This is a genomic window from Exiguobacterium alkaliphilum (genome assembly GCF_018138125.1).
Classification (GTDB): Bacteria; Bacillota; Bacilli; order Exiguobacteriales; family Exiguobacteriaceae; genus Exiguobacterium; species Exiguobacterium alkaliphilum.
In genome coordinates this window covers 2641440-2661078 of sequence record NZ_CP073101.1, presented here as the reverse complement: position 1 = coordinate 2661078, position 19639 = coordinate 2641440, and the positions used below count along the sequence as shown (strand labels likewise).

The window sequence follows — 19639 nt, the reverse complement described above, 5'->3', positions numbered from 1 at the left end:
TGGTTACATCCATTATACCAAGCACATATAATCTTGCTAGCACGGGCGATTCATCTCCCACCTACGCTGGGCTTCGCCCCGGACGCTTAGAGGAGGGAGAATTCTCGCCTGATTTAGTTAAAGGAGATGAAAGGATGGAGACGCTGAAGGAGATGCTTCGTCGTGAATACGTCAAACATGCGTCGGACCGGCCGTTCATCGTCGCCATCGATGGGCTGAGCGGATCTGGGAAGACGACGATGGTCGAGCAGTTGCGCGACCTTGCGAACGATGTGATGGTCTTTCATATCGATGACTTTATCGTCGAACGGTTCAAGCGTTATGGGACTGGTGAATCGGAGGCGATGGAATATTATGCGCGCCAATGGGACGTCGACTTGCTCGTGGAGACGTTGTTCAAGCCGCTACAGGAAGGGCAAGCGAAGTTGACATTGCCTTATTATGAGCGCGACCGAGATGAGGTCATCGACCGAACGGTAGAAATTACACCGAACGGACTTGTCCTCATCGAAGGCATCTTTTTGCTGCGTGACGAATGGCGGAATTATTTTGATTACGTCGTCTACCTCGATTGCCCTCAAGAGGTCCGCTATGAGCGGGTATTGCATCGCGATACATACATCGGTGACTTGGCAGAGCGGCTCGACAAGTATACGCGACGTTACTGGCCAGGAGAAGCGCATTATCTTGAGACGGTCAACCCGAAAGGCAAGGCCGACCACATCGTTCAAGCGGGTTGACGCATCCATATTCAAGTGGATGCGTTTTTGTTTTGGATGGTTTTTACAAATAAGTTGTTGACAGTCAAGTGTATTACGGTAATAATACAGTCAGATAGTGTATTAGTCGCATCATACACTTAGAGAGGTGGCCTATGATCATTCAATTCAACACGAGAGCCCCCGTCTATATCCAAGTCGTCGATTACTTCAAAAAGGAGATGGCGCTCGGAGAATTACAGGCGGGCGAAGAAATGCCGTCGCGTCGCGAACTCGCGACCGAACTGAAAATCAATCCGAACACCGTCCAAAAGGCGTTCAAAGAGATGGAGGAACAACAATTGATTACGACCGAACGGAACCGGCCGAGCCGCGTCACGACCGATGAACATGTTCTGAAACGAATCCGCACGGAGCTCGTCGACGAGGCGGTCGCCGTCTTCGTCGAATCGATTCAAGAGCTCGACGTCACGATGGATGAGCTTGTTGATAAAATCAAACGGCAATATGGGGAGGGGAATCTCGATGATCGAAGTACTGGGAGTTAAGAAGCGATACCGTAAAAAGCAAGTGCTCGAAGACGTGTCGTTCACGGCACAAAAAGGGGAAATCACGTGCCTCATCGGATTGAACGGGACTGGGAAATCGACGATTTTAAAAGGCATCATGGGGCTCACTCCGTTCGACCGCGGTACAGTGTTAATCGATGGGAAGCCGCTCGATTTGAATCGCGTCGCGTTCGTTCCGGACCATTCGACGTTCCCGACTCACTTCACGATTGAACAGTGTGAGGCGTTCATGCGCGACTTTTATCCGAAGTTCGATTCGAAACTGTTCGCCCGTCTCGTCGACGAGTTCAAGCTGTTCCCGGAAGACAAGTTGAACGAGCTGTCGAAAGGGACGCTCGCGAAAGTGAATTTGGCGCTCGGCATCGCGCAAGATCCGGACTACTTATTGCTCGATGAACCGTTCTAGGGCATCGACGTGTTCTCGAAAGAACAAATCGTCGCGTTATTCTCGAGTGATGTGATGGAAGACCGCGGCGTGCTGATTACGACGCACGAGATTGACGATATCGAATATTTGGTCGACAAGGCCGTTATGTTGAACCGGGGACGAATCGTCCGCGAGTTCGATGTCGAGGACGTCCGCTTCATACATGGGAAATCGATCGTCGATGTCATGAGAGAGGAGTACGGGGCATGAACCTATTGAAACTAATCGGATGGGAAGTCGAACGGGTGACGAAACCATACCTCATCTTGATTTCACTGCTCGTCGTCACACAGTTCGCATGGCTCGGCTATTTCTTATGGAGCGAGACAGCGCTGTATGAAGAGATTCGCCGTACCGGGACGCCGGATTACGTGTTGACGTTCGGGAACTACATCGGGGGCACTCCGTTCATCTTGTCGATTGGATTTGCCGTCGCGGCGATGCTCTTGTATAGCTTTTGGATTTGGTATCGTGACTTCCAAGGCCGTGGTACGTTCATGATTCGGTTGCTGATGCTACCACAACAGCGGATGTTCGTCTTCGCTGCGAAGCTGGCGACAATGATCTTGATGGTGCTCGGATTGTTCTCGATTCAATGGATTGCGCTGAAGCTTCAATACGTTGCGTTCACGAGTTGGTTCAGTTCACAGATGATTCCGGTGCGCGGCGCGTTCGATCAAATCGTGGCGTATGACGGCTGCGAACGACGAAGCGAAAGCGTTGCTTCCGAGCACACAATTCTACGTAGAATAACAAATAACCGAGAGGCGGCCGCCTCTCGGTTATTTTGATGGTTTCGGGATGATGACCCCTTCTTCTAAATCGAGCAACAAATCGATCAGCTCCGCACAAAATTCGGGGAACTGGTCGAGGAACGCACCTGGGCCGACCTCGTCCGTGAAGTCGATGTATAAATCCGATACGTTGCCGGCCATCTTCGCCGGGAGGGCGAGAAACGCCGATCCGAAACGCCAGCTGCCGCGAATGTCGAGCAGTTTCCCGAGCATGATGTCACCGACTTCACGTTTTTCAGGGAGGTTGACGCGATACGTCTCCTTCGTCTCCCAGTCGCGAAGACCGTCCTCGGTCACTTCAAAGACTGAACAGCGCGGGACGGCGAGTCCGCGGAGCGCGTGATACAGGGCCGGGGACATGTCCGCCTTATGGTCCGCTAAATAGCGACCGTGCGGCGTCATCCCATCCTCGTCCGTCTCAAAGAAGACGGCCCAATCGATGAATAGGTCGCGGAACAGTTCGGCGTCTTTCAAATGCCATGTGCCTTCCGAGGCGATTTCTTGAATATAGTTTGTCCATTGCGTGCTCCGTGCGAGTGCCGCTTGCTCATATAATTTCTTCAGCTCGGCCAGCAATTCGGACTCTTCCACAAGCAATGGGAATGGAATCACTTTCCGGTCTTTTTTCATCGACGTGGTCCTCGCTTGTTCGCAGGGCGCTTGATGACTTTCGGTTTGTCTTCGATGCGTTTCTCGATGACGTCACCGCGGTAAATCTCGAGCTCCTTCAATTCGACGCCGAGTTGACGGGCGAACGCCTTCAAGTGCTTCAAGTCCTCATCGGTCACGAGGGAGAGCACAGTCCCGGCCGCGTTTCCACGAGCCGTCCGGCCCGAGCGGTGAATGAAGTCGTCAATCGATTCGGGCAAGTCGAAATGGACGACGTGCGTCACTTCTTCGATGTCGAGGCCGCGAGCGGCAAGGCCCGTCGTGATGAGGAGTGGGTACTCGCCTTTGCGGAATTCACGGAGCGTCTCGACGCGTTCCCGTTTGCCTTTTAAGCTGTCGAGCATGCGATAGTTCACGTTCATCTTCTCGAGCTCTCCTTTTAAAGGCGGCAAGAACGAGCGGTTGTTGATGAAGGCGAGCGCTTTGACACCGTCGACGTGAGACAGACGGCGGAGTAGCTCCGGCTTGTAGCGGCGTGTCGTCAACATGTAGCCGAACGTCACTTGGTTATTCACGGCCCGCTCGATTTTAATGTGAGCCGGTTCATTCAAGAACGGTGCGGCCCAGGCGTTTAACGAATCCGTCAACGTCGCTGACACGAGCGCGATTTGGCGATTTGCTGCCGTATGCTTGATAATCCGCTCCGCGGTCTCGGTCAACCCGCTGTCGATGATTTGATCCGCTTCATCGAGAATGACCGTATGCGTCTCATGCAATTTTAATTTCTTCTTTTCAATCAATTCGACGAGACGTCCCGGTGTCCCGACGATCAAATGCGGCTTTTTCTTCAGACGATCGATTTGGCGTTTCAGTTCAACACCACCGATGAACGAGGCGATGCGGACATCACCTTTCTCTGTGAAGCGTTGGGCGACGTTTTGAATCTGCATGACGAGTTCTCGTGTCGGGGCGACGATGACGACTTGGATGCGTTCGTTCGTCGGGTCGATTTTCTCGATTGCCGGTAACAAATAGGCGAGCGTCTTCCCGGTGCCGGTCGGCGCCTCGATGGTCACGTCTTTGCCGTCAAGCAAGAGCGGGAACGCTTCTGCTTGGACCGGCATTGGTTCAGTGAAGCCGAGGCGCTCCCAGGCTTCATTAATAAATGGTTTTGTAAAGTTCATATCAGTTCTCCTTATCGTTGGGCAAAAACAAAGGAAGCATAAGCGCTCCCTGTCTCAAATATAACGAACATGTTCGGTGTCGCCGTCAAATGACGAGCGCAGTGTCTGGGTATACGTTTGGCCGTCTTCGATGAGCGAAATGTGCACATCGATTCCGTCGGCTGTCCGTTCGATGCCTTCGAGCGTGAACCCTTGGTAGACGCGGTACTGTAACTCCGTCACCAACTGCTCATACGGTTTTAACTCGGGATGCGTCGCGACGACATCAATCGGTCGTGAGACGAGCGCGACGAGTAAGCTGTCTCGATAATCGATGAAATCTTCGTTTTCGATGTCATCATCGAAGCGAATCCAAAATCCTGCATCTTCAAATTCTGTAATGAATCCGTCACGCGATTCTCCGGCTGAATCGACTTTAAGTGAAATTCGATCACCGACTTTCAAGTCGTGCTCAGGTGTCAATGGTTCATACGTCATGGGAAGAACCCCTTCCTCTTCTACAATGTTCTGCCTTCATTGTGTCTGAAATGCGTCAAAAATTCAAGTTCTATCCCTGAAGTGTGAGGGACATCACACCTAAATCTGTATACTTCGTCACAGAAAGCAAAGAGGAGTACAGATGACGCCGAAGACTTGCAACCATAGGCATCATCTGTTTCAAATTTGAGTGATGGCCTAGTATAACAGATGGTGAAGCGCTTACAAACAGCGAGGCGTATCAACGTTCATTAGATTGTTACAACATTCACAAGTTCGTAATACATCTTGTTCACTTTTTCACGTACACTCATATTATAGAAAGCAGGCAGTTATCTCAACCTATGAGGAGTGACCAACCATGGCAACCGAAATCAAATCAGCGTGGTCAGGATTTGTTCCTGGTCAATGGACGACGGAAGTGAACGTCGGGGAGTTTATTCGATTGAACCGGCACGAGTATACGGGAGACGACCGTTTCTTGGCGGGCCCGACAGAGGCGACGGATCGTCTTTGGGCACATGTGATGGAATTGACGAAACAAGAGCGAGAACGTGGCGGGGTTTGGGATGTTGATCAACATACGCCATCGACCATCATCTCGCACGGACCAGGATACTTAGACAAAGCGTTAGAGAAAGTCGTCGGCGTTCAGACGGATGAGCCGTTCAAACGCTCAATCCACCCGAACGGCGGGATTCGGATGGTCGATGCGGCACTCGAATCGTACGGATTCGAGCCGGATCCGCAGATCACCAAAATTTATTCGGACATTCGGAAAACGCACAACCAAGGCGTTTTCGATGCGTATACGCCTGAAATGCGTGCAGCTCGAAAATCGGGGATCATCACCGGTCTTCCTGACGCGTATGGACGCGGACGCATTATCGGAGACTATCGTCGCGTCGCTCTTTATGGTGTCGACTTCTTGATGGCTGAACGGAAGAAAGATTTGGCGAAGCGTGGTGGCTTCTTGTCTGAAGCCGATATTCGGACACGCGAAGAAATGTCGGAACAGCTCCGGGCGCTCCAAGAATTGAAACAGCTCGGTACGGCGTACGGGTTTGACCTCGGCCGTCCGGCGGAAAATACACAAGAGGCGTATCAATGGGTGTACCTTGCTTATCTCGCAGCCGTCAAAGAACAAAACGGGGCCGCCATGTCACTCGGACGCGTTTCGACGTTCCTCGACGTCTATGCAGAGCGTGACATCGAAGCTGGTCGTTTGACGGAGTCGGATGTCCAAGAAATCGTTGATCACTTCATTATGAAGCTTCGAATCGTCAAGTTTTTACGGACACCAGACTATAACGAACTGTTCTCCGGTGACCCGACATGGGTGACCGAGTCAATCGGTGGCATGAGTGAAGACGGTCGCTCGAACGTGACGAAGAGCTCGTTCCGCTTCCTCCATTCGCTCTCAAACCTCGGCCCGGCTCCTGAGCCGAACTTGACGGTGCTCTGGTCAACGAGATTGCCAGAAGGGTTCAAGCAATACTGCGCGAAGATGTCGATTGAGACGTCGGCCATCCAATATGAAAACGATGATCTCATGCTTCCGACGTTCGGTGACGATTATGGCATCGCCTGCTGTGTGTCGCCGATGAAAATCGGGAAACAGATGCAGTTCTTCGGCGCTCGCGCCAACATGGCGAAAGCACTCCTCTATAGCATGAACGGGGGACGCGATGAGAAGAGCGGCGACCAGATCGCACCGGCTTGGGAGATGAACACGGAAGACGTCCTCACGTACGAAAAAGTGTACGCTGACTTCGACCGGACGCTCGATTGGCTCGCTGAACTATATGTCAACACGCTCAACGTCATCCATTTCATGCACGACAAATACGCGTACGAACGTATCGAGATGGCGCTCCACGACCCTGAGATTTTACGGACGATGGCATGCGGCATCGCCGGCCTCTCGGTCACAGCCGACAGCCTGTCAGCCATCAAATATGCGACCGTGAAACCGGTCCGAAACGAACAAGGCATCGCCGTCGACTTCGAGACAGAAGGCGACTTCCCTAAATTCGGCAACAACGACGACCGTGTCGATGCGATCGCCGTCGAACTCGTTGAATCGTTCATGGAAAAAGTACGCAAGCATAAAACGTACCGTGATGCGCTCCATACGCAGTCGGTCTTGACGATCACATCAAACGTCGTCTACGGCAAGAAGACAGGGAACACACCAGACGGACGTCGCGCCGGCGAACCGTTCGCACCAGGTGCGAACCCGATGCACGGCCGGGATACGAAAGGGGCAGCCGCGTCGCTCTCATCAGTCGCGAAACTCCCGTTCGAACACGCGCAAGACGGTATCTCCTACACGTTCTCGATCGTCCCGAAAGCGCTCGGTAAAGAAGAAGTGGCACGTGAACTCAACTTGGCGGCACTCCTTGACGGTTATATGGGCGGGGCACATAAAGGCCATCACTTGAACGTCAACGTCTTCAACCGTGAGACGTTGCTCGATGCGATGGAGCATCCGGAAGAATATCCACAGCTCACGATCCGTGTCTCAGGTTACGCGGTCAACTTCATCAAGTTGACACGCGAGCAACAGATCGACGTCATCAACCGGACGTTCCACGGTTCACTGTAAACAAAGGCTTGGCGGCCTTCACTCGAGGGCCGCTCATTCGTTAGGAGGTCATTTCGATGACAATGGGATATGTACACTCGGTCGAATCGTTTGGAACCGTTGACGGCCCGGGAATTCGTTTTATCGTCTTTTTACAAGGTTGTGCGTTGCGTTGCCTCTATTGCCATAACGCTGACACGTGGGATTTTAAAAAGAACAATCACCGTTCGGCCGAGGACGTCATTCAAGAAGCGCTCAGCTATCGTCCGTTCATGGAAGCGTCAAAAGGCGGCATCACGATTTCTGGGGGCGACCCGCTTGCGCAGCCAGAGTTTTTAGAGGCGCTGTTGCGTGAGGCGAAGAAACACGGGCTCCATACGACACTCGACACGTCAGGTGCACTCCGTCCCCCTAACTTGGACGCGATTTTGGACCATACCGATCTCGTCTTGCTTGATATTAAACATATCGACGATGACATGTGTAAGAAACTGACAGGACGGAGCAACGTCAACACGCTCGCGCTCGCAGAGCACTTATCCGAGCGCGGAACGAACATGTGGATTCGCCATGTCCTCGTCCCGGAATGGACACTCGATGAAGATGCGCTCCGCCGCACGGCAGCGTTCATTCAAAAACTCGATCACGTCGAGAAAGTCGAAATCTTACCGTACCATGAGATGGGCGTCTACAAATGGGAGGCGCTCGGTCTCGACTATCCGCTCAAAGGGATTAAACCCCCGACGACGGAACAAGTCGAATGGGCGGAAGGGATCTTACAAGGAACCGTTTAAAAAACTGCGCAGACCGTCATCATGGTCTGCGCAGTTTTCTTATAGATGCTTTTGATTCACGTGTAGACGGATGGCGGTCTCATCGAGCGGGCGTTTGGCGACGCCGGTCTCGACGGCCGCGGTAGCGACCGCGACGGCTACGGCCGGTGCGACGCGTTCATCGAACGGACTCGGGATGACGACCCCGTTCGTCAAATCTTCCTCGGTCACTAGGTCGGCAATCGCATGGACGGCGGCTTCCTTCATTTCCTCATTGATTTCGGTCGCGCGAACGTCAAGCGCGCCGCGGAAAATGCCTGGGAAGGCGAGGACGTTGTTCACTTGGTTGGCGAAGTCCGAACGGCCGGTCGCCACGACGCGGGCGCCTGCGTTTGTCGCGAGTTCCGGCATAATCTCTGGAATCGGGTTCGCTAGGGCGAAGATGATTGGGTCGACGGCCATCGAACGGACCATGTCTTCCGTGACAGCCCCGGCCGCCGAGACGCCGATAAAGACGTCGGCCCCTTCGAGCACGTCGGCGAGCGATCCTTCGTGTTGCTTCCGGTTCGTCGCGTTGGCGATTTGGTCTTTGAACGGGTTCATCCCTTCGACGCGTCCTTCGTAAATCGCGCCTTTCGTGTCGCAGATGACGAGGTCCTCGACACCGAAACGCTTCAATAATTTGGCGATGGCGATGCCGGCTGCACCGGCCCCGTTCATGACGACGCGGAGTTCCGGCATCGTCTTATCAACAAGGCGTAGCGCGTTGACGAGACCGGCCAAGACGACGATGGCCGTGCCGTGTTGGTCGTCATGGAAGACGGGAATCGGAAGCGATTGTTTCAACCGAGCCTCGATTTCAAAACACTCGGGTGCTTTGATGTCTTCTAAGTTGACCGCGCCGAACGTCGGTGCGAGCAGTTCGACCGTCCGAACGATCTCGTCGACGTCATGCGTGTCTAGGCAGATGGGGAATGCATCGACCCCGGCGAAGCTTTTGAACAAGACGGCCTTCCCTTCCATGACCGGGAGGGCGGCCTCAGGTCCGATATTCCCGAGACCGAGGACGGCGCTGCCATCTGAGACGACGGCGACCGTATTGGCCCGGAGTGTATAGTCATAAGATAATTCTTTATCGTCAGCGATGCGTCGGCACGGCTCGGCTACACCCGGTGAATAGGCAAGGCTGAGCGCCTCTTTCGTGTCGACGTCGACTTTCGGTGTCGTTTCCAATTTTCCGTGATGGAAAGCATGCATCTCGAGTGCGCGTTCATTCAATGTTTTCATGTCTCTCTCCCTATGGCTAAAACGATTTTGTCTATGGCGATTCGTGTATATTGTAACGAAGTAACCGCTTTCTTTCGAGGGGTTTGTGCACATTCAATGGAACAATTTCTGAACGTATGTTCATAAATATCGGACTCGTGTTAGGATATGGTACTAATCGAAGCCGTAAAAAGAAGGAGACACGGCTATTTCCGTGTCTCCCGATTCGTTATGCTTTCGTCTTTCGTTTCTTCTTCTCGGCGATGCGAGCTGCTTCCGCTTGTCGTTTCTCGGCGTAGCGGAGTTCGCGCTCGAGTTTGACGAAGCTTTGATACCGTTTCGCATCGAGCGTTCCGGATGTGATGGCGGCTCGGACGGCGCAGCCCGGTTCGTTGCCGTGCGAACAGTCGCGGAACCGACACGCCTCGGCGAGCGTCTCGATATCGCGGAACGTATCGTCAAGGTGGTCGGCCCCGTCCCAAAGTCCGAACTCGCGCATCCCGGGCGTGTCGATGACGAACAAATCGTCAATCTGGAACAGTTCGCGATGCGTCGTCGTATGCTTGCCGCGTTCATCGCTCTCGCGGACGGCCTGTGTCTCGGCGACGGTCGTCCCGGCGAGCGCGTTCGTCAGCGTCGATTTCCCGACACCGGACGAGCCGACGAGGACGATGGTGCTTCCGCCCGGCAGTGCGGCTCGCAACGCTTCCACGCCGTCCCCAGTGACTGCACTGACAGGAAAGACGTCGACCCCAGGAACCGTCAACGTGAGCTCGTCGACGAGGGCATCTGCGCTGTCGACTTGGTCCGATTTCGTCAAGACGATGAGCGGTGTGGCGCCGGTCTCCCATGCGGCGAGCGAATAACGCTCGAGGCGGCGCAGGTTGAAATCGTGGCCGCACGCCATCGTGATTAAAATGAAATCGACGTTCGCGCAGATTAGCTGTTCGCGCGTCTCGTTGCCGGCCGCTGCCCGTGAAAGGACAGTGCGTCGTTCAAGGAGACGTCGAATCAAGCCTTGACCATGCTCGCGAACGGTGAACTCGACATAGTCGCCGATGACGGGATAGTGGCGCTCGCTCTCGGCCTCATGCCGAAATTTTCCGGAGACGCTACACGTGTAGGTTTCGTTCTCTGTCGTGACGGTGTACATATGTTGGAACTGTGCCGTGACACGTCCCGTTGTGCTTGTTGTTTGATTCAAATAGAATCCTCCCTTTAGTAGTGGAGGACAGTCGCCCTCCGATTGGCTGACAAGGTCGGTACTGCATGGATTACGGTGCTCATAAAACATCATCCTTTCGTTGTTCGATAGCAGTAGTATACCACATCGATTGAGAACGCTAACATCTCAGTCTTCAGACCGAGGGAAAACAGGCCTTCCGCTCGTCGCATCCCGAAAAATAACGTATTATGATAAGAGTGTACTTAACGAGGAGGGATGACAGATGAATCGCCAGGTGAAGCAAGTGCTGTTCATCGTGGCCGCGATCTCTTTAGTTCTCGTTCTAATCGGCTTTTTACCAAATATGATCTTATTTGGTTTGGGGGCGCTCTTAGCACTGTGGGCTGGAGTCAGATTCATGGCTGTGACACATGTCGGCGCGAAAATCGGTTACGGCGCACTCGCCGTAGTCGGGATACTCGCGGTATTGTCGAATATTTGGGCGTTAATCGGAATTTTGGTAGCATGGGTCCTGTTTAAAGGGTATATGATGTATGCCAACCAAAAGCGGGATGTCGAGATTTTTAACGCGGACGGGTCGCGTGCGAGCGGAAGTAGCTTTCAATCGTTTGACCAAGTCTGGCAGAAGTTTGTAAACCGTCGCTAAGATTCACAAGGAGGATACGATGATGAAGACACCATTTGACCAGTTTCGTGATTTAGCTAATGAGTTGACGAAAGAGTTATCGAAAGAAATGAAGAAGTATCAAGATAAAGAGGCGCCGCGCTCGAGCGGTGAAGCCGAGTTGAACCGTCACATCCGTGGCGCTGAAAAAGAAGCGTTGTCGGTCGAACGCCTCGTCGAGCGTCAAAAAACGTTGCTTGATGAATTGGCGACAAAACGTGATGACGCCAAACAGATGGCCGATAAGCGATACGAGCAGACGGAATTGGCGAAAAAAGCGGGTGAAGAGAAGCTTGCCGAACGGGCCGCCCTCGAGTCGAAGCATTACGGGGAACAATACCGCTACTTCGAAGGGTTGATCGATGAAGGAACGCGTGAACTCGATGCCCTCGAGCGTCGTGCCCTCGAGATGCGTTTGAAACTCGATGAGATGCAAAACAAACGTTACGAGTTCGCGATGCGTCAAAACATGGACTTGTTGAAAGGGGCACTCGACCAAATTTTCGGGGCAGACACGTCGAAATCGCATCCGTTCACAGAAGAGGAAGAGAAGAAAGAGTCAACTCCAGAAGAATCAATCGATTCGGCAGACGAAGATGACTTTGAAGCAAAACTGAAAGAACTTGAGCGTCGTTTCAAACAAGACTGACGCGACGGTTCAGCGATGGTCCGAGATGGATTCGGGCCATCGCTTCTTTGCTTCATATTACATATCGGGAGAGGAGGAAGCCGGGTGGAACGTTGGAACACACGCCAAATTATCGGATTTATGATTATCTTATTTGCCATCGGTCTATTCATCGACATCGTCACAGGCGGCAATAGCGTCTTGTTCAGCATGATTTTACCGTTACTTTTGCTTTACATCGGACGTCGCTTTAGCCGGAAAGGCAACCAGCCGGTCAGCTATGTCTTTTATGGCATCGGTGGCATCATGCTCGTCGGACTCATCTTCTCATCGGCCGCTTTCGGATTTGTCTTGTCAGGACTCTTACTCATGTTCGGATATCGTCTTTATAAAAATCGTCCAATCGAATCGAATCGATTCCGCACACACCTCCGGCAAGAACAGGCGTTTTCGTTCGGCACAAAAGAGTCGGGACATTACGTGTTGAAAGACACGAACGAGTTCTTCTTGCTGCGTGACGTCGAAATGGACTTGTCTCGCGCCATCATCCCGGAAGGAGAGACGTTCTTACTGTTGAACGGACTCGCTGGTGACGTCCGGATCTTGATTCCGGCAGGGTACGATTATTCGATTGATGCCTCGATTGGATTTGGTAAGATTCAAGTCGATGAATCGAACTATTCGCCGGTGTTCAATCGCCGTTTCTATACGGCGTCGGACGACTATCCGACGGCGACGCGCAAAGTCCGGATTCATATCGTGCTCATGAGCGGAAGTGTCGAGGTGATGACGGTATGAAAAAAGATTCTTACCCAAGGACGGTCGTCTGGCATCAACTATTTAGTAGCTTGTTGACGGCGCTGTTCGTCACATTAGCCTTTTTAATAGGTGACTCGACTTCACTCCGAGATTTGTTCACGCGTGAAGAAGGGTTGCCTTTCGGTGTGTCCATCCTCGTCATCGCCGTTTTGATTGGCAGTGTGTTCGGGGTCGGGTCCTACTTTTACTTACGCCGCGATTTTCGGGAAGTCGCGAACGCTTTATGGAAACTAGAGAACCAAAAAGAAATTACGTTTCGTCCGCTGTCCCCATATCGTGACACGTTAGAACGAATCGTCCGCATCAGCAAACAACGGACCGAAATGGTCGAAGTCGCCAAACGCGTCGGGGATCGTCCTGTCAGCGTCGAGGAGGCGCGGAGTGAAGCGGTCGTCGAAGAGCGTCGCCGTGTCGCCCGCGAGTTGCACGATTCGGTCAGTCAACAGTTGTACGCCATCTCGATGATGACGACTGCAGCGAAGCAGACGATTGACGTCAAACCGGACGTCGCCGCCAAACAGATTGCACAAGTCGAGGTCATGGCCCAAACCGCCCAAGCCGAGATGCGTTCGCTTCTTTTGCAACTGCGTCCGGTCGAGCTCGAAGGGATGACGCTGAAGACCGGGATTGAACGGTTGTTAGAAGAGTTGTCTCGTAAACAATCGACGGAACTCGTCTGGCGGCTCGAAGAAGTTCATTTGTCCCGTCACACGGAGAACGAACTGTTTCGCATCGTCCAAGAAGCGATTAGCAACACCCTCCGTCACGCCAAGGCGAAGCGGCTCGAGATTGAGATGCGGACCGTCCAACAGACGGTCATCTTGAAAATCAATGATGACGGCATCGGGTTTAATGTCGATGATACACAAGTCGCCTCATATGGCTTACAATCGATAAGAGAGAGAACGGCCGAGGTCGGTGGGACGTTACGTCTCGTCAGTGTGCCTGGTGCCGGTACTCAAATTGAAGTGCGCGTGAAACAACAAGTGGAGGGATTGGAATGATTCGAGTCGTATTAATTGATGACCACGAGATGGTCCGGGCCGGGGTGTCGGCTTTCTTGTCGACGCAACCGGACATCGAAGTCGTCGGCGAGGCCTCCGACGGGGCGACGGGCGCGGAGCTCGCGATCGCGGAGAAACCGGATGTCGTCTTGATGGACCTCGTCATGGAGCCGGTCGACGGGGTCGAGTCGACGAAACGCATCAAAGCGAGTTGGAAAGAAGCGAAGATTTTAGTCGTCACGAGTTTCTTAGACGATGAAAAAGTGTACCCGGTCATCGAGGCGGGGGCGATGAGTTACGTCTTGAAGACGGCGAACGCCAACGAGATTGCCGACGCGATTCGCCAGACAGCGGCGGGGAATCCCGTCATGGCCGCGCAAGTGACCGGTAAGATGCTCGAGCGTCTCCGTCATCCAGAAACGACGCTTCATGAGAGTCTGACGGCACGGGAACGTGAGATTTTACAACTGATGGCTGAAGGGAAAGCAAATCAAGTCATCGCCGATGAATTGTACATTTCGCTCAAGACGGTGAAGACACACGTGTCGAACATTTTGACGAAGCTCGACGTATATGACCGGACCCAAGCCGTCGTCTATGCGTTCCAGCACAACTTGGTGAGCAAATGAGCGGTGTCGTGATTCCGACGTTAGAAACGGAACGGCTGACGTTGCGGCCGCTCGAGGTGGTCGATGCAGGTCGGCTGTTCCCAATCTTTTCGAACGCGACCGTATTGAAGCATTACGGCATGGAGCCGCACGCCACAGTGGATGAGACGGTTCAAATGGTGACGAACATGGTCGAGGGGATGCGGGCGGGGACGGTCATCCGTTGGGGAATCGTTCGCAAAGACGACTTGACGTTGATTGGGACCATCGGCTTTCATAATCTCGTTCCACGCCACCGCCGCGCCGAGGTCGGATATGAGATTCACCCGGACTATTGGCGTAACGGCTATGCGTCCGAGGCGTTGCAAACGACGCTCGACTATTCAAGCCGCGTGGCAGCGTTTGATCGAATCGGGGCAGTCGTCTATACAGAGAACGTCGCCTCACAACACATGCTTGAGCGGAACGGGTTCATACGCGAAGGCACGCTCCGACACTACATGCGCCAAGATGGCAGGGCACATGACGTTTATATGTATAGCTACATACACGAAAGGCAGGATCACGAATGATCCTGCCTTTTAGCGTTTCTGGGCCTCTATTTGTTCGTCAATTTCTGATAGGTATTCCCATCGTTCCATCTTCGAATCGAGCGCTTCTTTCAACGTCGAGATTTCGGCATAAATCTCATTCACTTTTCCGATGTCGCTCCCGGCATCGGCCAAGCGTGCCTCAGCTGTCTCGATGGCAGACTCGAGTGAGGCGATGTCGTCCTCAATCGTTTCCCATTCCTTCTGTTCTTTGAACGTGAATTTGACGACGTCCGTCTTGACGCGTTCTTTCTTCTCTTTCGGTTCCTTTTTCGCCTGCACCTTCGTCTCGACGAGCGAGGCTAAATAGTCGCTATATTCGGCATGATAGACGTTGATTGAGCCGTCTTCGAACGCGATCAGTTGGCCGGCGATTCGATCTAAGAAATAGCGGTCGTGGCTGACGGCGATGACGGTTCCGGGGAAAGATTCCAAATAGTCCTCGAGAACGGATAACGTCTCGGTATCGAGGTCGTTCGTCGGTTCGTCCAAGAACAAGACGTTCGGCTCGTCCATCAAAATGCGGAGAAGGACGAGACGTCGTTTCTCGCCACCGGACAGCTTCGCGATCGGTTTATATTGCGCATCCGGCGTGAATAAGAACCGCTCGAGCATTTGGCTCGCCGTAATCGATTCACCGTCCGGGGTGTGAATCACTTGCGCGATGCGTTCGATTTCATCGATGACACGGCGTGACAAGTCCTCGAATTCGACTTGTTGCCCGTAATAGCCGAGATGGACCGTCTCGCCATGCACGACCGTGCCGGACGTCGGCTCGAGCCGCTTGGCGAGGAGGTTCATGAGCGTCGTCTTACCACTTCCGTTCGGGCCGACGATGCCGTACCGTTCACGGCGACCGAACAACCAGTTGAACTCACGGATGATGGGCGTGTCGTCATATTGGAACGACAGGTGTTCGACTTCAATCACCTTTTTCCCGAGACGGCGCGATCCGACGGATACCTCGAGTACCTCGTCTTCGGCGAGCGACTCCTGATGCTTCAAGTCTTCGACGCGTTGAATCCGGGCCTTTTGTTTCGTCGTCCGTGCTTTGGCGCCACGTCGGAGCCAAGCGAGTTCACGTCGCAGGATGTTCTGACGTTTTTGTTCCATCGATTGCGTCCGCGCTTTTCGTTCGGCCCGTTTCTCGAGAAACAGCTCATAGTTCCCGTCATAGAAATAGCTCGTCCCGTCCGCAATCTCCAAAATGTGGTTCGTGACACGATTTAAGAAGTAGCGGTCGTGCGTGATGAGTAGGATGGCACCACGATAGTCCGCGAGCACCGTCTCGAGCCAAGCGATCGTATCGGCGTCGAGTTCGTTCGTCGGCTCGTCGAGTAAGAGCAAGTCCGCTTCGTCGAGCAGCGCCGCAGCGAGGGCGACCCGCTTTTGTTGACCACCCGACAGAGAACTGACGTCAGCCGTCACGTCCGGAAGTCCGAGCCGGTTTAAAATCGATTTTAATTTCGCCTCGGTTTCCCACGCGTCAGCGGCATCGACAGCTTGTTGGGCTTTCATGAACCGCTCGAGCCGCTGCTCGCTCGCCGGATCGGCTTCGAGTTGTTGCCGCGCCTGTTCATATGCTTTTAACGCCAGGACGGACGGAGTCTCGCTCGTGAACAGCGCATCTAAAATGGTTTGGTCAGGTGCGAATTCGACCGTCTGTGTCAAATAACGGATTCGGTAGTCGTTCGGGTGTTGCATCGTGCCGCGGTCGGCCGTCTCCACCCCGGCAATGATTTTCATAAAGGTGGATTTTCCAGAGCCGTTGACGCCGATGATGCCAATCCGATTCCCTGGGTGAATCGTCATCGTTACGTCGTCGAATAGGACTTTATCGGCAAACTCTTTATGGATCCCTTCGATGGTGAGTAAACTCATGACACATCTCCTTCTACGATTTGACGAATCGCGGCTTCGACCGTGGCGGCGACTTCCTTATTCGGGATATCGGCCGGATCGATGGCCGGAAGGAACGTCACGTCAACCGTGCCGGGCGTGATACGGTTTTTCGTCTCGAGTAGATGGTGGCTACCTTGAATCGCGACCGGGACGATTTTGGCACCGCTCGAAGTGGCAAGTGTCAGACTGCCGGCTTTGAATTCTTTCATCGGTCCGCCTTTCGAGCGTGTGCCTTCTGGGAAGATGATGATGGACTGTCCGGACTTAATCGTCTCGACGCCAGAGCGAATCGCCTTGATGGATTGCCGGCGGTCACTCCGGTCGATAAAGATACAACCCATCAGCTCCATCCAACGCGGGATAATTGGGAATTTTTGAACTTCGATTTTTGAAATGAACGCTTTCGGGTGTTTCGTCGCCGTGATCATAATCGGGACGTCGAAGTTTCCTTGGTGGTTCGCGACGTAGACGACCGGTTCGTTCGGGATGTTTTCGAGTCCCTTCACACGAACGTTCGCCCCGGCAACCTTTAATAAAAAGGTGGCCCATTTATAAGCGATGTCTTGCACGTAGCGATAGCGGGCCGGTACCTCGAGCGTGCTTGCCTTCTTTAAAAACGGCAATGTCACTGGAAGTACGGCAAAAAATGAGAAAAACCAAATAGCGGTGCGAATCATACAGTTGTCTCCTTTCCACGTAGCGCGCAATAAGAAAGAGTCTTCTTCTCGAATGGAGAATCCGACTCTACGGCATGAAACCTTATTCCCAGAAGCGAGAATCGCTTTCCTCTTCTTCTTCCTCGAGTTCGAACGTAATTCGTTTATTCACCGGGTCGACGACGAAGTAAGCACCGTCTTGCTCGATGCTTTTGATTTGCATCGCTTGATCGTTCCCGATTTCAAGCGTGAGCCGAATCCGGTTGTCATCGTCGACGAGCAAGATTCCGTCTTCTTTCAGCCATAGCTCCATGACCGGTGAATAGCGTAAGATCCATTCGTTCGATAAGGGGATTTCATTCATACGTGTGTGTGCCTCCTACGGTTCAAATCCGTTATGCGATCTACTATCTTCATTAGAATAACAAAACTGACCGTCGAAGACGAGTGTTATGTAGAGCGTTTGCGCGAGCTAGAGTGCATCCGGGCGACGATTCGATTGATTCGCTTTTGGTCACGCCGTTCTTTGAGCAGGTTGTTCGTTTGCGCAATCAACTGCTTGAACGAGGATAACCCCATCGCGAGCAGCGCTGCGAATAAGAACGTGCCGATCGGGTCCTTGAAAAAACCGGTTTGGAACGAGACGGATAAACCGACGACCGAAACAATCGTGGCGAGAAAGTAAAATAGCATGAGTGACTCTTCCTTTCCGACAAGATTCAAAAAGTGCCGAACGTTAAATTCGTTCGACAATCGCCAGATAAATTCCTTTTTCTGTCGAACAAAAGAAAAAAACGCCTTCCCGAATAGAGAGGCGTTTCACTCTTGAACCATTGTGACCGATGAAGACACGTTCGTGTCGACACCGTTTGAGAAAATGAAGCTAAGTGAAGCGAGAAGGGCGAAGAACGTAATCAATAGCCCCTTCATAAAGCGTTTCGCAAATGAGCGAGATTGAACATCAAACATTTTATATCCCCCGTTCGGCCATGGCTGAAACCTAATTGTTAAACAACACTCCTCTTAATAATAACGTTTTCAAAATGTGGATACTAGATGGAAATATGCCGTTCACAAAATTGTCACAATCATTTGAACATTATCGGCATAAGCCGGTCTTTTTTTCTTTTCATATGAGGGTTTGTGTTCACAATTTGGTCACATTCGGTTGAGGTAAGAAAAACGAACGTGATATGATTAGGAACGTGTGTAGGTAGGTATACTGACAGTAATAGAAGAAAAAAGGATGTGGATGTTATGGCATTACGCGCAGGAGAAGTCGTGGACTTGGTCGCAGAACGTTCCGCTGATTTCGGTGTGTTCATCGGAAACGGTCGCGAAGAGGTACTACTTCATCGAAAAGAGCAAACAGAAGAAGTCACGGTCGGACAGACCGTACGTGTCTTCCTCTATCACGATTCAGAAGGGCGTCTCGCTTCAACGATGACGATCCCGAACGTGACGTTTGACGAGTATGAATGGTTCGAAGTGACGGGCGTCCGTTACAATACGGGTGTGTTCGTCAATATCGGGATTCAAAAAGACGTGCTCGTCTCACAAGACGACCTTCCGGAAAATCGGTCGTACTGGCCAAAAGAAGGCGACAAGCTATGTGTCCGTCTCAAGTACGACCAAAAAGGGCGCCTCTTGGGCGACCCGGCTCCTTACGCTTACTTGAATTTATTGGCCCGTCCCGCAAAAGAAGAGTGGGGCAATCAGGACGTATCGGCAATCGTGTTGAACAAGCGAGACGTCGGGGTCAACGTTTGGGTCGAGAACGAGTCGCTCGGTTTCTTACATGAAGCAGAAATGACACGTTGGCCACGCCTCGGTGAGCAGTTGACGGTCCGCGTGACGAAAGTGAAACAAGACGGTACGGTGCTCGTCTCGATGAAGCCGCGTGCGTATGAAGCGATTGAAGGGGATGCAGGAAACGTTCTCTCTTATATTGAAGAACGAGGTGGCCAAATGCCTTATGGCGATAAGACGGCACCTGACATCATCGACCGTGAGTTCGGGATGAGCAAAGCAGCGTTCAAACGCGCGCTCGGCAAACTGTTAAAAGAAAAGCGAGTTGAAAAGCTCGACAACGGCTACAAATTGAAATAAGATTACTCATGTTGACGCGGTCGTGAAAAGTTTTAGAATGTATTTCTTTCATTTTAGAAACGAATACG

Annotated in this window: 22 protein-coding genes and 1 pseudogene; 13 read left to right on the top strand and 10 right to left on the bottom strand. The window is 52.6% G+C overall.

Annotated elements, in window-relative coordinates:
* Positions 1 to 134 precede the first annotated feature (134 nt).
* The 4 genes and pseudogenes from KB235_RS13755 (at position 135) to KB235_RS13740 (ending at position 2506) form a co-directional block, all read left to right on the top strand.
* On the top strand, positions 135 to 740 hold the full coding sequence (locus KB235_RS13755) for a kinase (protein ID WP_034808397.1): 606 nt from the start codon (positions 135 to 137) through the stop codon (positions 738 to 740).
* Between the two features lie 134 nt (positions 741 to 874).
* Positions 875 to 1267, top strand: coding sequence for a GntR family transcriptional regulator (locus tag KB235_RS13750; RefSeq protein WP_211779921.1), 393 nt, complete (start codon positions 875 to 877; stop codon positions 1265 to 1267).
* A pseudogene (locus KB235_RS13745) lies at positions 1245 to 1925 on the top strand (ABC transporter ATP-binding protein). Before KB235_RS13750 ends, KB235_RS13745 begins: the two are co-directional and overlap by 23 nt.
* Positions 1922 to 2506 (top strand): hypothetical protein, encoded by a 585-nt coding sequence (locus KB235_RS13740; RefSeq protein ID WP_211779920.1) that lies wholly within the window; start codon positions 1922 to 1924, stop codon positions 2504 to 2506. Before KB235_RS13745 ends, KB235_RS13740 begins: the two are co-directional and overlap by 4 nt.
* On the opposite strand, the gene KB235_RS13735 is transcribed toward KB235_RS13740, so the two are convergent.
* The 3 genes from KB235_RS13735 to KB235_RS13725 are packed head-to-tail and all read right to left on the bottom strand — an operon-like array spanning position 2498 to position 4779.
* Positions 2498 to 3139, bottom strand: coding sequence for a hypothetical protein (locus KB235_RS13735; protein ID WP_034808408.1), 642 nt, complete (start codon positions 3137 to 3139; stop codon positions 2498 to 2500). The two genes, KB235_RS13740 and KB235_RS13735, sit on opposite strands and share 9 nt — an antisense overlap.
* A complete protein-coding gene (locus KB235_RS13730) occupies positions 3136 to 4302 on the bottom strand; it encodes a DEAD/DEAH box helicase (protein ID WP_211779919.1) in 1167 nt (388 codons plus the stop codon). Before KB235_RS13730 ends, KB235_RS13735 begins: the two co-directional genes overlap by 4 nt.
* A gap of 54 nt (positions 4303 to 4356) precedes the next feature.
* Complete coding sequence (locus KB235_RS13725) at positions 4357 to 4779, bottom strand: hypothetical protein (RefSeq protein ID WP_034803896.1); 423 nt, start codon at positions 4777 to 4779, stop codon at positions 4357 to 4359.
* Between the two features lie 361 nt (positions 4780 to 5140).
* Between KB235_RS13725 and pflB the strand changes: the two genes are divergently transcribed.
* Together pflB and pflA are read left to right on the top strand one after the other, a co-directional pair.
* Positions 5141 to 7387, top strand: coding sequence for a formate C-acetyltransferase (gene pflB, locus KB235_RS13720; RefSeq protein WP_034803894.1), 2247 nt, complete (start codon positions 5141 to 5143; stop codon positions 7385 to 7387).
* A gap of 56 nt (positions 7388 to 7443) precedes the next feature.
* Positions 7444 to 8160, top strand: a complete 717-nt coding sequence (gene pflA / locus KB235_RS13715; RefSeq protein WP_211779918.1) for a pyruvate formate-lyase-activating protein — start codon at positions 7444 to 7446, stop codon at positions 8158 to 8160.
* 39 nt (positions 8161 to 8199) lie between these two features.
* Here pflA and KB235_RS13710 read toward each other — a convergent pair whose 3' ends face one another.
* Together KB235_RS13710 and rsgA are read right to left on the bottom strand one after the other, a co-directional pair.
* The gene (locus KB235_RS13710; protein ID WP_211779917.1) at positions 8200 to 9426 is read right to left on the bottom strand and encodes an NAD(P)-dependent malic enzyme; all 1227 of its coding nucleotides are present in this window, start codon (positions 9424 to 9426) and stop codon (positions 8200 to 8202) included.
* Between the two features lie 208 nt (positions 9427 to 9634).
* Complete coding sequence (gene rsgA / locus KB235_RS13705) at positions 9635 to 10609, bottom strand: ribosome small subunit-dependent GTPase A (RefSeq protein ID WP_211779916.1); 975 nt, start codon at positions 10607 to 10609, stop codon at positions 9635 to 9637.
* A 244-nt stretch (positions 10610 to 10853) separates the two neighbouring features.
* Here rsgA and KB235_RS13700 point away from each other — a divergent pair, with 244 nt between their 5' ends.
* The 6 genes from KB235_RS13700 to KB235_RS13675 all read left to right on the top strand — a co-directional run bounded on the left by KB235_RS13700 (position 10854) and on the right by KB235_RS13675 (position 14886).
* On the top strand, positions 10854 to 11237 hold the full coding sequence (locus KB235_RS13700; RefSeq protein WP_211779915.1) for a lmo0954 family membrane protein: 384 nt from the start codon (positions 10854 to 10856) through the stop codon (positions 11235 to 11237).
* A gap of 22 nt (positions 11238 to 11259) precedes the next feature.
* Positions 11260 to 11904 (top strand): PspA/IM30 family protein, encoded by a 645-nt coding sequence (locus KB235_RS13695; protein WP_034803884.1) that lies wholly within the window; start codon positions 11260 to 11262, stop codon positions 11902 to 11904.
* An 84-nt stretch (positions 11905 to 11988) separates the two neighbouring features.
* Positions 11989 to 12681 carry a cell wall-active antibiotics response protein LiaF gene (liaF, locus tag KB235_RS13690; RefSeq protein WP_211779914.1) on the top strand — a complete coding sequence of 231 codons (693 nt, stop codon included), beginning with the start codon at positions 11989 to 11991 and terminating at the stop codon, positions 12679 to 12681.
* A complete protein-coding gene (locus KB235_RS13685) occupies positions 12678 to 13706 on the top strand; it encodes a sensor histidine kinase (RefSeq protein ID WP_024371643.1) in 1029 nt (342 codons plus the stop codon). Before liaF ends, KB235_RS13685 begins: the two co-directional genes overlap by 4 nt.
* Positions 13703 to 14335, top strand: a complete 633-nt coding sequence (locus tag KB235_RS13680) for a response regulator (protein ID WP_024371642.1) — start codon at positions 13703 to 13705, stop codon at positions 14333 to 14335. The genes KB235_RS13685 and KB235_RS13680 overlap by 4 nt, the downstream gene beginning before the upstream one ends.
* 8 nt (positions 14336 to 14343) lie before the next feature.
* A complete protein-coding gene (locus KB235_RS13675; RefSeq protein WP_034803906.1) occupies positions 14344 to 14886 on the top strand; it encodes a GNAT family N-acetyltransferase in 543 nt (180 codons plus the stop codon).
* A gap of 9 nt (positions 14887 to 14895) precedes the next feature.
* Here the strand turns inward: KB235_RS13675 and KB235_RS13670 are convergent, their stop codons facing one another.
* The 5 genes from KB235_RS13670 to KB235_RS13650 all read right to left on the bottom strand — a co-directional run bounded on the left by KB235_RS13670 (position 14896) and on the right by KB235_RS13650 (position 18431).
* Positions 14896 to 16785, bottom strand: coding sequence for an ABC-F family ATP-binding cassette domain-containing protein (locus KB235_RS13670; RefSeq protein WP_211779913.1), 1890 nt, complete (start codon positions 16783 to 16785; stop codon positions 14896 to 14898).
* Positions 16782 to 17483, bottom strand: a complete 702-nt coding sequence (locus tag KB235_RS13665) for a lysophospholipid acyltransferase family protein (RefSeq protein ID WP_211779912.1) — start codon at positions 17481 to 17483, stop codon at positions 16782 to 16784. The genes KB235_RS13670 and KB235_RS13665 overlap by 4 nt, the downstream gene beginning before the upstream one ends.
* A gap of 82 nt (positions 17484 to 17565) precedes the next feature.
* On the bottom strand, positions 17566 to 17826 hold the full coding sequence (locus tag KB235_RS13660) for a hypothetical protein (RefSeq protein ID WP_211779911.1): 261 nt from the start codon (positions 17824 to 17826) through the stop codon (positions 17566 to 17568).
* 86 nt (positions 17827 to 17912) lie between these two features.
* Complete coding sequence (locus KB235_RS13655; protein WP_211779910.1) at positions 17913 to 18155, bottom strand: hypothetical protein; 243 nt, start codon at positions 18153 to 18155, stop codon at positions 17913 to 17915.
* Between the two features lie 126 nt (positions 18156 to 18281).
* Positions 18282 to 18431 carry a hypothetical protein gene (locus tag KB235_RS13650; RefSeq protein WP_167331252.1) on the bottom strand — a complete coding sequence of 50 codons (150 nt, stop codon included), beginning with the start codon at positions 18429 to 18431 and terminating at the stop codon, positions 18282 to 18284.
* A 288-nt stretch (positions 18432 to 18719) separates the two neighbouring features.
* Between KB235_RS13650 and KB235_RS13645 the strand changes: the two genes are divergently transcribed.
* Positions 18720 to 19571: a CvfB family protein gene (locus tag KB235_RS13645; RefSeq protein ID WP_034803867.1), complete on the top strand. Its 852-nt coding sequence runs from the start codon at positions 18720 to 18722 to the stop codon at positions 19569 to 19571.
* Positions 19572 to 19639 lie beyond the last annotated feature (68 nt).

What these genes read in the sequence shown, in the direction of transcription:
- KB235_RS13750 (WP_211779921.1), top strand. Translation starts at nt 875, where the DNA reads ATGATCATTCAATTCAACACGAGAGCCCCCGTCTATATCCAAGTCGTC.
- KB235_RS13660 (WP_211779911.1), bottom strand. Translation starts at nt 17,826, where the DNA reads ATGAATGAAATCCCCTTATCGAACGAATGGATCTTACGCTATTCACCG.
- KB235_RS13755 (WP_034808397.1), top strand. Translation starts at nt 135, where the DNA reads ATGGAGACGCTGAAGGAGATGCTTCGTCGTGAATACGTCAAACATGCG.
- KB235_RS13725 (WP_034803896.1), bottom strand. Translation starts at nt 4,779, where the DNA reads ATGACGTATGAACCATTGACACCTGAGCACGACTTGAAAGTCGGTGAT.
- KB235_RS13670 (WP_211779913.1), bottom strand. Translation starts at nt 16,785, where the DNA reads ATGAGTTTACTCACCATCGAAGGGATCCATAAAGAGTTTGCCGATAAA.
- KB235_RS13700 (WP_211779915.1), top strand. Translation starts at nt 10,854, where the DNA reads ATGAATCGCCAGGTGAAGCAAGTGCTGTTCATCGTGGCCGCGATCTCT.
- KB235_RS13665 (WP_211779912.1), bottom strand. Translation starts at nt 17,483, where the DNA reads ATGATTCGCACCGCTATTTGGTTTTTCTCATTTTTTGCCGTACTTCCA.
- KB235_RS13645 (WP_034803867.1), top strand. Translation starts at nt 18,720, where the DNA reads ATGGCATTACGCGCAGGAGAAGTCGTGGACTTGGTCGCAGAACGTTCC.
- KB235_RS13695 (WP_034803884.1), top strand. Translation starts at nt 11,260, where the DNA reads ATGAAGACACCATTTGACCAGTTTCGTGATTTAGCTAATGAGTTGACG.
- KB235_RS13680 (WP_024371642.1), top strand. Translation starts at nt 13,703, where the DNA reads ATGATTCGAGTCGTATTAATTGATGACCACGAGATGGTCCGGGCCGGG.
- KB235_RS13650 (WP_167331252.1), bottom strand. Translation starts at nt 18,431, where the DNA reads ATGTTTGATGTTCAATCTCGCTCATTTGCGAAACGCTTTATGAAGGGG.
- KB235_RS13655 (WP_211779910.1), bottom strand. Translation starts at nt 18,155, where the DNA reads ATGCTATTTTACTTTCTCGCCACGATTGTTTCGGTCGTCGGTTTATCC.
- KB235_RS13685 (WP_024371643.1), top strand. Translation starts at nt 12,678, where the DNA reads ATGAAAAAAGATTCTTACCCAAGGACGGTCGTCTGGCATCAACTATTT.
- KB235_RS13730 (WP_211779919.1), bottom strand. Translation starts at nt 4,302, where the DNA reads ATGAACTTTACAAAACCATTTATTAATGAAGCCTGGGAGCGCCTCGGC.
- pflB (WP_034803894.1), top strand. Translation starts at nt 5,141, where the DNA reads ATGGCAACCGAAATCAAATCAGCGTGGTCAGGATTTGTTCCTGGTCAA.
- KB235_RS13735 (WP_034808408.1), bottom strand. Translation starts at nt 3,139, where the DNA reads ATGAAAAAAGACCGGAAAGTGATTCCATTCCCATTGCTTGTGGAAGAG.
- pflA (WP_211779918.1), top strand. Translation starts at nt 7,444, where the DNA reads ATGACAATGGGATATGTACACTCGGTCGAATCGTTTGGAACCGTTGAC.
- KB235_RS13740 (WP_211779920.1), top strand. Translation starts at nt 1,922, where the DNA reads ATGAACCTATTGAAACTAATCGGATGGGAAGTCGAACGGGTGACGAAA.
- KB235_RS13710 (WP_211779917.1), bottom strand. Translation starts at nt 9,426, where the DNA reads ATGAAAACATTGAATGAACGCGCACTCGAGATGCATGCTTTCCATCAC.